Source organism: Janthinobacterium sp. EB271-G4-3-2, assembly GCF_020858035.1.
GTDB classification, from domain to species: Bacteria; Pseudomonadota; Gammaproteobacteria; order Burkholderiales; family Burkholderiaceae_D; genus Janthinobacterium; species Janthinobacterium aestuarii.
This window is the reverse complement of the sequence record NZ_JACYMG010000016.1, coordinates 117,179-131,363: the sequence shown is the minus strand read 5'-3', so window position 1 is coordinate 131,363 and position 14,185 is coordinate 117,179. Positions and strand designations below refer to the sequence as shown.

The window sequence follows — 14,185 nt, the reverse complement described above, 5'->3', positions numbered from 1 at the left end:
GCCAGGGAAGCGGGGATCAGCCACCAGGCCGTCAACTTGCACGCCGGCATCCGCGTGCAGGGCGCCGCCCACGTGCAAAACGTCAACGCCTATCACAGCCGCTTGCGGGATTGGCTGGGGCCGTTTCACGGCGTGGCGACACGCTACCTGCCGAACTACCTGGGCTGGCGCTGGATACTCGACGCCGGGCGCATCCGTTCACCGGAAACGTTATTGAAGGCAACACTGGGCGCATTCCCACATCTGACGGTGACATAACCATGAAAAACGCCCCGCTGCAGCGATGCAGCGGGGCGTCCGAAGGCGCAGGCGCCGTTTATTTTTCCAGCTGCGTACGCACGCGGGCGATCGCGGCGCGTACCTGGCGTGGCGCGGTGCCGCCCACATGGTCGCGCGCGGCGACAGAACCTTCCAGTGTCAGCACGGCAAACACGTCTTCGTCCGTCAACGGGGAAAACGCGCGCAGCTGCTCGAGCGACAGGTCGGCCAGGTCGCAACCGGCGTCGACACAGGCGCGCACGGCCAGGGCCACCGCTTCATGGGCGTCGCGGAACGGCAAGCCTTTCTTGACCAGGTAGTCGGCCAGGTCGGTCGCCGTCGCGTAGCCCTGCAGGGCCGCCGCGCGCATCGCTTCCGGTTTCACCGTGATGCCGCCAGCCATGTCGGCGAAAATGCGCAAGGTGTCGATGACGGTGTCGACGGTGTCGAACAGCGGTTCCTTGTCTTCCTGGTTGTCCTTGTTGTAGGCCAGCGGCTGGCCTTTCATCAGGGTCAAGAGGCCAGTCAGGTGGCCATACACGCGGCCCGTCTTGCCACGCGCCAGTTCCGGCACGTCCGGGTTTTTCTTTTGCGGCATGATCGACGAGCCGGTGCAGAAGCGGTCGGCGATGTCGATGAAGCCGATGCGTGGGCTCATCCAGATCACCAGCTCTTCGGCCATACGCGACACGTGCATCATCAGTACGGCGGAGGCGGCGCAAAATTCGATGGCGAAATCGCGGTCCGAGACGGCGTCGAGCGAGTTGTGGCACACGTCGTCAAAGCCCAGCGTTTTTGCCACGCGCAGGCGGTCGATGGGGAAGGTGGTACCGGCCAGGGCGGCGGCGCCCAGCGGCAGGCGGTTGACGCGCTTGCGGCAGTCGGCCATGCGTTCGGCGTCGCGGCCGAACATTTCGACATACGCGAGCATGTGGTGGCCGAACGTGATCGGCTGGGCCACCTGCATGTGGGTAAAACCCGGCATGATGGTGTCGGCATGCTGCTCGGCCAGGTCCGTCAGCGCGCTGCGGAAGGTCGTCAGCAGGGCGGTGATGTCGTCGATGGCGGAACGCACGTACAGGCGGATGTCGGTCGCCACCTGGTCGTTGCGCGAGCGGCCCGTGTGCAGGCGCTTGCCCGCGTCGCCTACCAGTTCGGTCAGGCGTTTTTCAATATTCAGGTGGACGTCTTCCAGGTCCAGCAGCCATTCGAACCGGCCGCTGGCGATTTCCTGCGAGATTTGCGCCATGCCGCGCTGGATTTCCGCGTAGTCGGCCGGGCTGATGATGGCTTGCGCATGCAGCATTTCCGCATGGGCCAGCGAACCTTCGATGTCGAACAGCGCCAGGCGCTTGTCAAAAAATACAGAAGCTGTGTAGCGCTTGACGAGGTCCGAGACCGGTTCGGAAAACCGGGCCGACCAGGCTTCGCCCTTTTTGGAGAATTGATCAGTCATGAAAGAAGTCCTTTAGTGTACGGCGATTATAAACAAGGTTGGCCGGCGGTAGGGCTTTTAGGGGCTTGCAGGGCGCTGAAATGGCCAGGAATGGGGCTGGCAAGCGTCAAATGCCACGGCGATGGCCCGTTGCGCGTTCCATCCGGGCTGTTTGTATTCTGTCCCGCGAATTGGGCGTTTTGTCGCAATCCGATGGCAGGTCAGGGGGGATCGGCCTACAGTTCAATCATCGCAGCACACAACCAGCCACCCAAAGGACACCATCATGAACATCGCTAAAAACATGGAAGCCATCTTCGTTGCCATCATCGCCGTCGCCGCCGCCACCAGCCTGGCCACCGCCGCTGTGCCGAAGTTCCGCGCCGCACCGGCCGCTTCCGCCGCCCTCGTCGCCAGCGCCGATCAAGCCACCATGCACACCGTGTACGTCAGCGCCAAGCGTTTGAGCGCCGAAGAAAAAGCCGCCCTGTAAGCGCGGCCATGCAATCGAGGCAGAATCAGCAGTATCCGTAGTCACCATCGCACCAGCAGCAAGTAGCACACCATCAGCGGCAATCGGAACGGGCGGCGCCCCCGCTTCCTTTTCAGCCCGGGCGGAATGCGGGCTTCCCGCCATCCACAGCATTTTTCAGCCTGCCATCGGCATCGGTCAATGGCGTGCTCCGTTTTACTGCCAGTGCATCAGGCACGGCGGTATCAATAGCAGCAGCGCCAGCACCAGGTAGATCAGCTGCAGCGGGATCATCCACTTGGCCCAGGTAATCCAGGGTACGCGCGCCAGCGCCAGCACGCCGACGGTGATGCCGGATGTGGGGATCATCGGCGTGGTGAATTCGCCGAACTGGAAAGCCAGGATGGCCGTCTGGCGCGTCACGCCCACCAGGTCGGCCAGCGGCGCCATAATGGGCATGGTCAGCGCCGCCTGGCCGCTGCCGGAATGGATGAAGAAGTTGATCACCGACTGCATGAAAAACATCTTTTGCGCGGCGAAGACGGGGCTCGACGAGGCCACCAGCGGCGTCAATGCATGCAGCATGGTGTCGATAATCTGCGCGTCGCGCGCCAGGATCATGGTGCCGCGCGCCAGCGCAATCACCAGCGCCACGCTGACCATGTCGCGCGCACCCTGCACGAAGGACGCCACCAGGCTATCCATGTCGAGCCGGCCAACCAGGCCGACGACGATGGCCATCACCAGGAACAGGGCGGCGATTTCATCGATGAACCAGTCGTACTTGACGACGCCGACGACCATCGTCAGCAAGGTCGCCATGAAAATCCACAGCACCGCGCGGTGCGTGCGCGTCATGCCGGCAAAGCTGTCCAGGTCCATCGAGTGCTCGCTGCGCTTTTCGATGTCGAGCAGGTAGGTCGGGCTTTTTTCCGGATGGCGCTTGATGCGCGCCGCGTACCACATCAAGAACACGATGCTGACCGCCGTGGCGATGGCCCACACGATCAGTCGGTAGCCGATGCCGGAAAAGATCGGCACGCCCGCGATGCCCTGCGCGATGCCGACATTGAACGGATTCAAAAAAGCGGCGGAAAACCCCACCTGCGAGCCGATGAAGGGAATCGACACGCCCGTGATGGTGTCGTAGCCCAGGGCCAGGGCCAGCGGCACGAAGATCAGGATGAAGGGAATCGCTTCCTCGTTCATGCCGAAAGTGGCGCCGCCCAGCGAAAACATGGTGAAAAAGACGGGAATGATGGCGGCGCGCACGAAGCGCGAACTGGTGTGCGCCTTGGCGATGGCCTTGATCAGCGAATCGAAGGCTTCCGTTTTTTGCAGCACGGCGAAGGCGCCGCCGACGATCAGCACGAAGCCGATGATCAGGCTGGCGTCGACGAAGCCCTTGATGGGCGCCATCATCAGCGCGGCGAGGCCCTGCGGCTTGTTGTCGACATAGTGAAACGTGCCGGGGATGATCAGCTGTTTGCCGTTCACCAGCTGGGTGTCGAATTTCCCGCCCGGCACCAGCCAGGTCGCCACGGCGATCATGGCCAGGATGCCGCACAGCAGGACGAAGGTATTGGGGAGCTTGAATTTTCTCATGGGCGTCACTTATTGGCTCAGCAGGCTGCCGCCGCGGTAGGCAACGGCGCCTGCGACCTTGCCCACGTTCATGCCGCGCAAAACGTGGCGGTGGGCGCTGCGCGCAAAAAAGACACCGGCAACGGTGCAGCGCAAGGTCGTCGTCTCGCCGCTGACGGGGTTGATCAAGTCGGCCACCGCATCGCCGGCGGCCAGCACGTCGCCCATTTCGCGCAGGTAGACCAGCACGCCGTGATGCGGCGCGAGGATCGGTTCCACGCCGGCCAGCGGCGTCGGCTCGCATTGCGGCGCGGGCAGGTCGTCGCCGGCGCCGGCTATCTCCAGCACGCCCTCGACGGCGAGAAAGCGCAGCAGCGCGGCGGCGTCGCGCTCGGCCAGGGCGTAGCTCACTTCCACTTCGCCGCGCAGTTCGACGGTGGTCGACAGGCAGGCGGCGGGAATCGGATAGCGGCCGCCGAAGTGCGCGTCGAGATCCCACCACAAGCGGCTGCAGGCTTCATCGAACGGCTCTTCGCCGGCCGCCAGTTCCAGCAGCACGGCGCGCGCGCCCAGGAGCGCGGACAGGGGCGCGATCTGCGCCGCCAGCGGCGTGCCCGTATAGATGTGCAGGGCGGCCTCGTTATCGCAGTGCAGGTCGAGCACGATGTCGGCGTCGATGGCCATGCCCAGCAGGGTTTTCTTCAAGGTCTCCGCATCCGTGCCCGGCCGCCAGGCGGCGACGGCGGCGCGCGCATGCTCGCGTATCAGGGCCACGTTGGCTTGCGCATCCTGACCCAGTTGGCCAGCCAGCGTGGTTTTCAGTTCATCGGCCACGTGGCGGTAGGCGCGGTTGAAGTTGATGCCGGTGGTCAGGTCGAAGCGGCCGAACGGCGCGCCATGGATGGCTTGCGCCAGCCCGATCGGGTTGGCGGCCGGCACCAGGATGATTTCGCCGAGTACCTTGCCGGCCGCTTCCAGCGCCAGCAGTTCGCGGCGCAAAAATTGCGACACCAGCATGCCCGGCACCTCGTCCGCGTGCAGGGCCGCCTGGATGTAGACCTTCTTGCCGCTGCGGCTGGTGGCGGCCGCGGTGCCGAAGTGGAAGCTGCTCAATTGGCAGGACATGCTGGCGTGCGCGGTGGAGATGGGATGCTGTTGTACTTGCATGGTGGGCGCCCCGGAAAGGTGCATGGTTGATGGATTTCGGTCGATTATGTAGCAATATTTTCACGAAGTAAATCAATGAAAATCCTTTTACAAATATTTGTTGAGTTTTCTTTTTGATATGAGTACAGTAAGTTCCAGCGACCCGATTACGCCTTCCGCCAGTGATCCGCAGTGCCCAAGAATACAGGCCGCCAGTGATATGAGAGCATCCGCCAGTCCTGCCCGCAGCAGCAGCACCACGCCACTTGCCACCACGCTGGCGTCGCCCGATGCCGCGTTCGCGCAATCGCCGCTGGGGCAGGCGCTGATGCACGTGCTGGCCAGCGGCTCGGCTTCGCAGCGGCAGATCGCCGATTATCTGCTGCGCAACCAGATGCGCGTGACGGCGCTGGGCATCGAGGAACTGGCCGACAGCTGCCAGGTGTCGACGGCCACCATCAGCCGCTTCGCGCGCGATATCGGCCAGAAGAATTATTCGGCCATGCGCGGCGCCATGGCGGAGACCCTGCAATCGCTGCTGCAGCCGGTCGACAAACTGCGCCGCACGATAGAACGGCGCGCGCGCGCCACCTCGCCCATCACGCAAAGCCTGGAATATGCGGCCGCGAACATCGCCGCCACGTCCGACGCCCTGTCGCCGCCCGCCATGCAGGCCGTGGTGCGCCGCCTGACGCGCGCCAAGGTCGTGTATGTGATGGGCTTTGGCCTGTCGGCCAACCTGGCGGGCATGCTGGTGCAGCATCTGCAGCCGTTTTGCCCGCATGTGGTGGAAGTGGCGGGCATCGGCGGCTCGGAAGTGGCGGCCGGCCACCTGGTCAACCTGACGGCGCACGATGTGCTGGTGGTGATCTCGTTCCCCCGCTACACGCTCGACTGCATCGGCCTGGCCAGCTTCGCGCGCGACCGCGGCGCCTGCATCGTGGCGCTCACCGACTCGCCCGCGTCGCCCCTGGCCGAACTGGCCGACCACGCGCTGTATGCGCAAAGCACGCATCCCGTCCTGCCCAGCAGCGCGAGCACGGCGCTGGCCATGATCGAGGCGCTGGCCGTGGCGCTGATGGTATCGAACAAAAAGAACGTAGAAAAAGCGGCCCGCTTGAGCGACGTCATCGCCGCCTATCTGTATGGCGGCGAACATGGCGTGCAGGGAGCCCGGAAAACAGCGGCCAAGCAGCGCAAGGCAGTCCCAAAATCATTATAAGAATCAGGCATCAACATCAGGGGAGAGTGACAATGCAGATGAAAAGACAGGACGGCCCCTTGCCACGCGAGTCGGTGCTGGCACAAGGCGTGCGCGTGGCGCTGGGCGCCCTGAGCGTGACGGCGGCGCTGGGCATGCTGGGCAATGGTGCGCAGGCGCAGGAACAGGAGACAGAACCTGCGCCGAAAAAAATGCAGCGCGTGGAGATCACGGGTTCTGCCATCAAGCGCTTGGAATCGGAGACGGCGCTGCCCGTGCAGATCATCACGCGCGCCGAGATCGAAAAGGCGGGCGTGACGACGGCGGCCGAGCTGATGGCGCGCGTGTCGGCCAACGTGGGCGGCCTGACGGACGGCGCCAGCATCAACGTGGGCGGCGACCAGCGCGGTTTCAACAGCGCCAACCTGCGCGGCGTGGGCACCTCCTCGACCCTGGTGCTGCTCAATGGCCGGCGCATGGCCAACTTTGCCTCGCCCGGCGACGATGCGGGCGTGGACTTGAACAACATCCCGGCCGCCGCCCTGCAGCGCGTGGAAGTGCTGCTCGACGGCGCTTCGGCTCTGTACGGCACGGACGCCATCGGCGGCGTCATCAATTTCATTACGCGCAAGGATTACCAGGGCGTGGAGCTGAACGTCTATGGCAGCCGCACCGATGAAGGCGGCGCGGGCAAGCGCACGGCCAGCATCACGGCCGGCACTGGCGACCTGGCTGCGGATGGCTACAATATCTTCGCCGTGGCCGACCTGCAAAAAACGGACGGTTTGCGCGCCTCGCAGCGCAAGTTCATCCCGAACCTGCAGATTCCGCAGCGCCTCGGGCATTTGCTGTCGAACTTTACCAGCCCGGCGAATATCCGCCTGTCCAGCGCCCAGCGCGAGCACCTGCAGGACAGCGGCTTCCTGCTCAATGGCCAGCCGATCACCAACCGCCAGATCAATTTTGGAATTCCGAATTGCGCGCCGCCGGCCAATCTGTACCTGCCGGCTGGCGCGGGCGGCGTCGATGCCTGTACCTATAACTATATGGGCGACACGGAGCTGTACCCGAAGACGGACAAGCAGAACCTGCTCACGCGCGGCGTGCTGAAACTGAATGACGATCACCAGCTGTACGCGGAAGTGGCGCTGAGCCGCTCGCGCAGCCATTACGTGGGGTCGTCGGCGCGCGTGATCGGCTACCTCGATTACAGCAAGGTGCCGCAGCTGGCCAATGCGGGCTTCGATACGCTGCTCGATGACGATGGCAAGCAGGTGGAGCGCGAACTGGAGCTGCGCATGCGGCTGAACGAGGCGGGCATGCGCACCAGCCAGCTGACCAGCGAAAGTCAGCGCTACGTGGTGGGCGCCACCGGCACGCTCGCCGGCTGGGATTACGACGTCGGTTTCAATCACAGCGTCAACGTCGTCAAGGATCGCGATACCCACGGCTACGTCCTGTACGACGAGCTGCAGGCAGGGATCGCCGCCGGCGACATCAATCCCTTCGGGCCCTCCAGCGCGAAAGGCCGGGCGCTGCTCGACAGCATCCAGGTCGACGACGAGGTGCGCCATGCGCGCGGCGTCATGGACTCGCTCGATTTCAAGGTGTCGCGCGCCTTGATGCCCATGGGCGGCGGCGACATGGCGCTGGCCGTGGGCGGCGAAGTGCGGCGCGAACGCACCGAGTTCCGCCCATCGGCGCTGCTCATGAGCGACAACATCAGCAACGATGCGGCGCCGGAAGGCGGCAGGGGTACCAGCGACAGCCGCAATGTACAAGCCGTCTACGGCGAATTGCTGCTGCCGTTGACCAGGCAATGGCAGGCGCAGCTGTCTGGCCGCTACGACCATTACGAGCAGGTGGGCGGCGCCCTCAGTCCCAAGGTCGGCCTGACCTACATGCCCAGCAAGCAGGTGCTGCTGCGCGCTTCGGCCGGCAAGGGTTTCCGCGCGCCGTCGATGTCGGACTTGCACCGTCCCACCGTCTACAGCAGTACGGCGACCCTGCCCGATCCCGTGCTGTGCGCCACCGTGGACAACAATTATGCCGATTGCGCGCAAGACTGGGATACGCGCCGCTACAGCAACGACAAGCTGAAACCGGAACGCAGCCGCCAGTTCTCGGTGGGCCTGGTACTCGAACCGAGCCAGCACTGGACCTTCAGTGCCGATTACTGGAACATCAGGCGCACGAACCTGATCAGCGAAATCGGCGACGACATCATCCTGGGCAACCTGGCCAAGTACGGCAACCTCGTGCACCGCAACGAGGACGATGAAATCGACTACATCGAACTGCGCAAGGAAAACCGCGGCGCGCAAAAAGCCTCGGGCATCGATATCACGGCCGACCTGCATGGCGTGCAAACGGCGTGGGGACGCTTTGGCGGCCACCTGGGCGGTACGTATGTGCTGGGCTCAAAAATCCAGACCAGTCCCGGCGACGATTTCATCAGCAATCTCAATCGCTTCGTCACGGACGGCGTGGTGCAGCGCTGGCGCCACACGATCACCCTCGATTGGGACAGCGGCCCGTATTCGGCCAGCCTGTCGAACACGTATTCGAGCGGCTACCGGGATCAGAACTCGGCCATCAACATCGATGACGGCAGCGTGGTCAAGCCGAACCGGGTGAAGGCGTACACCTTGTGGGACATGTCGGCGGCATATGCGGTGAGCCAGCAGTTCAAGCTGCGCGCGGGCATACAGAATCTGTTCAATACCAGTCCGCCGTACTCGAACCAGGCCTATTTTTTCCTGTCCGGCTATGACCCCAGCTACACGGACCCGCGCGGCCGGCGCTTCTATGCGAGCGCCAATTACAGCTTCAAGTAAAAAAACGGGGATGCCGCAACAACGCTGTCATATGCGGCAGGTAGTATCGTCGTTCGGTGGAGTTGGGTTGCAAGCAGCAGTTTGGCAGCAAGGGCGCGCGCCTGTATCGACAAGTGTGCGCCACTTTCTTTGTATTCGAAAGGCACCATGAAATCATCTTCAAGCCTGTATCACACCCTCCGCGCCGCGCTGCTGTTCGTGCTGGCATTGTGCAGTGTCCATGCCGTGGCGGCGCCGGCCGGCAGTGCCATCGGCAGCGCGCCGCAGGGCACCCTCGTCATCATTGGCGGCGGCCTGCGCGCCGACAATGCCGAAGTCTGGCAGCGCATCGTCAAGCTGTCGGGCGGGCCGGGCGCGCGCATCGCCGTGCTGGCATCGGCCGCGATGAATCCGGAAAAATCCGGTGAAAGCATCATCCGGAAACTCAATCAATATGGCGCCGACGCCTTTTTCGTGCCGCTGGCCGTCAAGCTGGCCAATCGCGATTACCGCAAGGCGGCCGAAGATCCCGCCATCGTCACGCAGATCAAGTCGGCCACCGGCATTTATTTTGCCGGCGGCGACCAGGGGCGCATCACGCAAGCCTTGCTGCGCCAGGACGGCAGCCGCACGGCCGCGCTGGAAGCCATCTGGTCGGTCTACCGCAACGGCGGCGTGATCGCCGGTTCCAGCGCCGGCGCGGCCATCATGAGCACCACCATGTTTTACGACGCCAAACCCGTGCTCGACATGCTCAAGATGGGCGTGACGGATGGCCGCGAGATCGCGCCAGGCCTGGGCTTCATCGGCAGCGACGTTTTTGTAGACCAGCATTTGCTGGTGCGCGGACGCTTTGCCCGCATGATCCCCGTGATGCTGAAAAAAGGCTACCACCTGGGCTTGGGCATCGATGAAAACAGCGCCATGGTGGTTGACGCCATGCGCGACGTGGAAGTCATCGGCTACAGCGGCGCCCTGCTGATCGACCTGTCGGGCGCCATCAGCGACCGCGGCGTGAAAAATTTCAATATCAGCAACGCGGCCATCAGTTACCTGGACCGGGGCGACAAATTCAACCTCGTCACGCGCGTGTTTACGCCGTCGCCGGACAAGGCCGACAACAAGCTCGATCCGAACCAGCCCGACATGCGCGAACCCGTGTTCACCAACGATATCCTCGGCAACAACGCCGTGCTCGACCTGATGGGCAATTTGATCGACAACGCGCAGCAGGAAGCCATCGGCATCGCCTTCGGCAACCCGCGCGACCCGTATCCGGACCTGGGTTTCGAGTTCCGCTTCAGTAAAACCGTCAACAGCGTCGGCTACAGCTCGACCGAGGCGGAAGCGTACTCGGTGCTGAAGCTGCGCCTCGATATCCGCCCGATCCAGCTGCGCCAGCCGTTGTACCGCTACAAGTAAGCTGCGCGTTGGCGCCGCCAGCGCGGCCACGCGGCGATCGTCAGGGCCCGCAGCAGCCACTCGACGGGGCCATAGGCGTGGCCGCGCAGCCACCAGCGGCTTAGGGGCAGCTGCACGCCAAAGATGATGGCGGCCAGCGCCAGGGCACCGAGCGGCGAGACGCTGCCCATCAGCCGCATGCCATACGCGAGGAACAGCACGGCGCAGATGGCCGACTGCAGCAGGTAGTTCGACAAGGCCATGCGGCCCGTGTCGGCCAGCAGCGCAAACAGCGTGCCGTCGCGCAGGCGCTCGAACAGAGATAGCGCCAGTGCCAGGTAGGCGCCCGCCAGCAGCGGCGCGGTGGCCAAGCCCACGGCCAGTCCCGCCACCTGCCATGCCTGACTGTCGCCATATACGGAAGTCCATGCATAGAAGGCGGCGCCGGGTAATCCCGCCAGCGTGCCGGCCCGCAGCAGGCGGCGGCGTAGCGGCAGATAGTCGCTGGCGTGCAGCAGCATCTCGCGCTTGCCGGCGGCCAGGCCGCACAGGAACATGGCCAGCGCGCACGGGGCCTGCACCAGCAGCAGGACGAGCCAGATGTCATTGAGTTCGCGCAGGTGCTGATGGACGACGGCGGCCGGCGTGGCGCGGTAGGCGGCCAGCGCGCTTGCCGCCTTTTGCGCCATGTCCACGGCCAGCTGCGCGTCGTCGCCCGCCGGCTGCAGGCTTTGCAGCCAGGCCATGCCTGCCCAGAACGCCACGCAGACGGCGACGAGCGTCAACGCCAGGGACAATGCCTGGCGTTCGCCGCAGCGGTGCAGCGCCAGCAGCACGATACCCAGCAGAGCGTAGGTGGTCAGTATGTCGCCATGAAACAGGAACACGGCGTGCAGGGCGCCGATCAGCCACAGGCCCGCTTGCCGGCGCAGCATGCGCGGCACGAACGGTGCGCCAGCGCGCGCGGCCGCCTGCATCTGCAGGGTGAAGCTGTAGCCGAACAAAAAGGAAAACAGCAGGTAGAACTTGGTCTCGAACAGCAGGGCGACGAGAAAATGCGTGGCGCGGTCCACGCCGCCGTGAAAGGCGGGATCGGTCAGGCCCAGGCCGAACCAGGGCGTGGCGAAGGCGCCGATATTGACGACCAAAATGCCGAACAGGGCGCAGCCGCGCAGGGCGTCGACGTCGGCGATGCGCGCGGGCTGGTTTTTCATGGCGGCGTTCATGCCAGGGCAGGGCGCAGGAAGCGCGCCAATAACAGATGCAGGCTGGCGCGCTGCGCCAGCGGCGCGTAATCGGGATCGACGGCAACCCGGTTGAAGATGCCATCGATCAGCGCGGCGATCCAGCCGGCCGTTTGCGCGGCGTCCAGCGCGGCGTCGACCTGGCCCTGCGCGGCCGCCTCTTCCAGCAAGGCTTGCACACCGCGGCGCAGGCTGGCGTCGTTGCGCGCCACCCTGGCCGCGATGTCCGTGTCGCGCATCGCCTCGGCGGCGATGTCCAGCGCCAGTCCCGCAAAGTCCGCGTCGGCCGCCAGTGCCAGCACCACGTCCATGAAGTCGAGCAGGGCGCCGTACGCATCGGCGCCGCCTTGCACGCCCGCGAAATAGGCGGCCGTCTCGCTGCCTTCCTGGTCGACGATGGCGGCGATGATCGCTTGCTTGGTGGGGAAGTAATGAAACAGGTTGCCGGGGCTCATGCCCGCCTGCGCGCAGATGGCGGCGGTGCTGGTCTGGTGAAAGCCCTTGCGCGCGAAGCAGCTGCGCGCGGCGGCGAGAATGGCGTCGCGGCGCGCCGCGTGCTTATCGGGATCGATGGTGCGCATGCTTTACCCTTTAATTAATGGACTAGTCAATCTAATATAGGCCGATTGCCTTGCCGGGTCAAGCAAATCGCGTGAAATGGCCGCTTTGCACGTCCCCTTCCGGTCGCTACAATGTGCCGCAGCGGTTTTTCCCGCGCCTGCCGGCAGGCCCGCCGATTGTTTGGAAAACCGATCCCTTCACCTGTTTTTCTACCGTTTTAGGAATGACATGCAGCAGACCCCGATTCGATCCTTCCTCTGCGCGCTGGCGCTGGCCGCCGGCATCGCCCCTGCCGCGCAGGCGGCCAGTGCCGCCCAGCCGGCCACCATGCGCCTCGATTACCAGCACAGCGGCAATGCGCTGGGCGAGCATTATGCGGTCGAGCGCGTGCTGGTCGAGCCCCTGCCATGGCCGGGCAACCTGGCGCGCCCTATCGATGACAGCAACCGCGGCAACAATATGCTGGAAGTGGTCGACATCAAGTCGGGCAAGGTGCTGTACTCGCGCGGCTTCTCCACCATCTTCGGCGAGTGGGCCAGCACGGACGAAGCGAAAACCACCACGCGCGCCTTCCAGGAATCCGTGCGCTTCCCGCAGCCCGAGCACCCCGTGCGCGTGCGCATCCTCAAGCGCGACGAGCGCGGCCTGTTTTCCATTGTGTGGAGCACCGATGTCGATCCGGCCGCGCAGGACGTGATCCGCAAGCAGCCACCGGCGCCCGTCAAGCCGATCCCGATCCGTGTCGAAGGCCCATCTTCCGGCAAGGTCGACCTCTTGATCATGGGCGATGGCTATACGGCGGCCGAAATGGGCAAGTTCGAAGCGACGGCGCGCAAGCTGGCCGAGCACCTGTTTACCGTGTCGCCATTTCGCGAGCGGGCCAATGACTTCAACGTGTGGGCCATGGCCGCGCCGACCCCGGAGTCGGGCGTGTCGCGTCCCTCGACGGGCGTGCATCACGCGTCGCCCTTGGGCACGCGCTACGACATCTTCGGCAGCGAGCGTTATGTGCTGACGACGGACAACCGCGCATTGCGCGACCTGGCCCAGTACGCGCCGTATGAATTCATCGAAATCCTCGTCAATAACGATACCTACGGCGGTGGCGGCATCTTCGGCCAGTTCAGCACGGCGGCGGCCAACAGCGACTGGGCCAACTACCTGTTCGTGCACGAATTCGGCCACCATTTCGCCGGCCTGGCCGACGAGTACTACACTTCGCCCGTGGCCTATCAATCGAATGGCGAGCGCCAGGAACCGTGGGAACCGAACGCCACGGCGCTGCGCGATCCGGCCAAGCTGAAATGGAAAAACCACGTGAAGGCGGGCACGCCGCTGCCGACGCCATGGCCGAAGGAGGCGTACGATAGCCATGCGCGCGCATACCAGAAGCAGCGCGCCGCCCTGCGCGCGGCCAACCGCCCGGAAAGCGAGATGAGCACCTTGTTCAAGGCCGACCTGGCGTATACGCAGCAGCTGTTCTCGAAAGCGCCGCAGCGCCATGCGGTGGGCGCCTTCGAAGGCGCCCACTACGAGTCGTCCGGCTACTACCGGCCCGAGATGCAGTGCATCATGTTCGACCGCAGCGAGACGTTCTGCTCCGTATGCCAGGACGGCATCAGCACCATCATCGACCTGTATTCGCGTCCGGCATCGGCGCCGGGCAAATAACCGCTCCTGTCATTCCAGTAGTGCATGGGGGCCATGTTGCATCGCAATAGCATGGCCCCCCGTTTCACCGTTCCCCCGCCTTGCGCCTCGCGCCAAGTCGCCCCACCGCTTGTTTTCCAGGCAATCCCCCTTTCTTTTTGCACGGCTGTTTTTCTGTGCGCCAGCCCCACGGAGTTATCAAACAGGCACCGCGATTCGCTTGCTTGTCAATTAGTTCATTTAAATAATATTGATGTAGAATTTGATGTATATCAATGTTGCATTGCCGCAATCGCACTTATAGTTGACCTAGCTCAAAACGATAAGCATGCGGACCGGACTCATCGCGAATCACGTATCTAAATGCTGTAGAGTAATTTTCGCCCTGTACCAGTTCCCCGAGAATGCACTGGTGCC

At 64.1% G+C, this 14,185-nt stretch carries 10 protein-coding genes and 1 pseudogene; 6 read left to right on the top strand and 5 right to left on the bottom strand.

Annotation, left to right across the window (positions count from 1 at the left end):
* Nucleotides 1–258, top strand: a pseudogene (locus tag IGS55_RS25880) (IS1595 family transposase); the annotation flags it as partial.
* Between the two features lie 58 nt (nucleotides 259–316).
* On the opposite strand, the gene argH reads toward IGS55_RS25880, so the two are convergent.
* Nucleotides 317–1,714, bottom strand: a complete 1,398-nt coding sequence (gene argH, locus IGS55_RS25875; protein ID WP_230518817.1) for an argininosuccinate lyase — start codon at nucleotides 1,712–1,714, stop codon at nucleotides 317–319.
* 265 nt (nucleotides 1,715–1,979) lie between these two features.
* Here argH and IGS55_RS25870 point away from each other — a divergent pair, with 265 nt between their 5' ends.
* Entirely contained in the window at nucleotides 1,980–2,186 is a 207-nt protein-coding gene (locus IGS55_RS25870; protein ID WP_128141869.1) for a hypothetical protein, read from the top strand.
* A gap of 195 nt (nucleotides 2,187–2,381) precedes the next feature.
* Here the strand turns inward: IGS55_RS25870 and IGS55_RS25865 are convergent, their stop codons facing one another.
* Both IGS55_RS25865 and IGS55_RS25860 read right to left on the bottom strand, forming a co-directional pair.
* Nucleotides 2,382–3,770, bottom strand: a complete 1,389-nt coding sequence (locus IGS55_RS25865; RefSeq protein ID WP_034746426.1) for a YfcC family protein — start codon at nucleotides 3,768–3,770, stop codon at nucleotides 2,382–2,384.
* Nucleotides 3,771–3,779: 9 nt separating this feature from the next.
* Nucleotides 3,780–4,916 (bottom strand): succinylglutamate desuccinylase/aspartoacylase family protein, encoded by a 1,137-nt coding sequence (locus tag IGS55_RS25860; protein WP_230518818.1) that lies wholly within the window; start codon nucleotides 4,914–4,916, stop codon nucleotides 3,780–3,782.
* Nucleotides 4,917–5,115: 199 nt separating this feature from the next.
* On the opposite strand from IGS55_RS25860, the gene IGS55_RS25855 reads away from it, so the two are divergent.
* From IGS55_RS25855 to IGS55_RS25845, 3 genes are all read left to right on the top strand, one after another.
* The gene (locus IGS55_RS25855) at nucleotides 5,116–6,117 is read left to right on the top strand and encodes a MurR/RpiR family transcriptional regulator (RefSeq protein WP_230518819.1); all 1,002 of its coding nucleotides are present in this window, start codon (nucleotides 5,116–5,118) and stop codon (nucleotides 6,115–6,117) included.
* A gap of 32 nt (nucleotides 6,118–6,149) precedes the next feature.
* Nucleotides 6,150–8,933, top strand: a complete 2,784-nt coding sequence (locus IGS55_RS25850) for a TonB-dependent receptor (protein WP_230518820.1) — start codon at nucleotides 6,150–6,152, stop codon at nucleotides 8,931–8,933.
* A 147-nt stretch (nucleotides 8,934–9,080) separates the two neighbouring features.
* Nucleotides 9,081–10,334, top strand: a complete 1,254-nt coding sequence (locus IGS55_RS25845) for a cyanophycinase (protein WP_230518821.1) — start codon at nucleotides 9,081–9,083, stop codon at nucleotides 10,332–10,334.
* Here IGS55_RS25845 and IGS55_RS25840 read toward each other — a convergent pair.
* Nucleotides 10,325–11,527: a DUF418 domain-containing protein gene (locus IGS55_RS25840; protein ID WP_230518822.1), complete on the bottom strand. Its 1,203-nt coding sequence runs from the start codon at nucleotides 11,525–11,527 to the stop codon at nucleotides 10,325–10,327. The genes IGS55_RS25845 and IGS55_RS25840 overlap by 10 nt on opposite strands.
* Nucleotides 11,528–11,535: 8 nt before the next feature.
* Entirely contained in the window at nucleotides 11,536–12,138 is a 603-nt protein-coding gene (locus IGS55_RS25835) for a TetR/AcrR family transcriptional regulator (RefSeq protein WP_230518823.1), read from the bottom strand.
* 208 nt (nucleotides 12,139–12,346) lie between these two features.
* Here IGS55_RS25835 and IGS55_RS25830 point away from each other — a divergent pair, with 208 nt between their 5' ends.
* Nucleotides 12,347–13,789, top strand: coding sequence for an IgA Peptidase M64 (locus tag IGS55_RS25830; RefSeq protein WP_230518824.1), 1,443 nt, complete (start codon nucleotides 12,347–12,349; stop codon nucleotides 13,787–13,789).
* The last annotated feature ends 396 nt before the right edge of the window (nucleotides 13,790–14,185 follow it).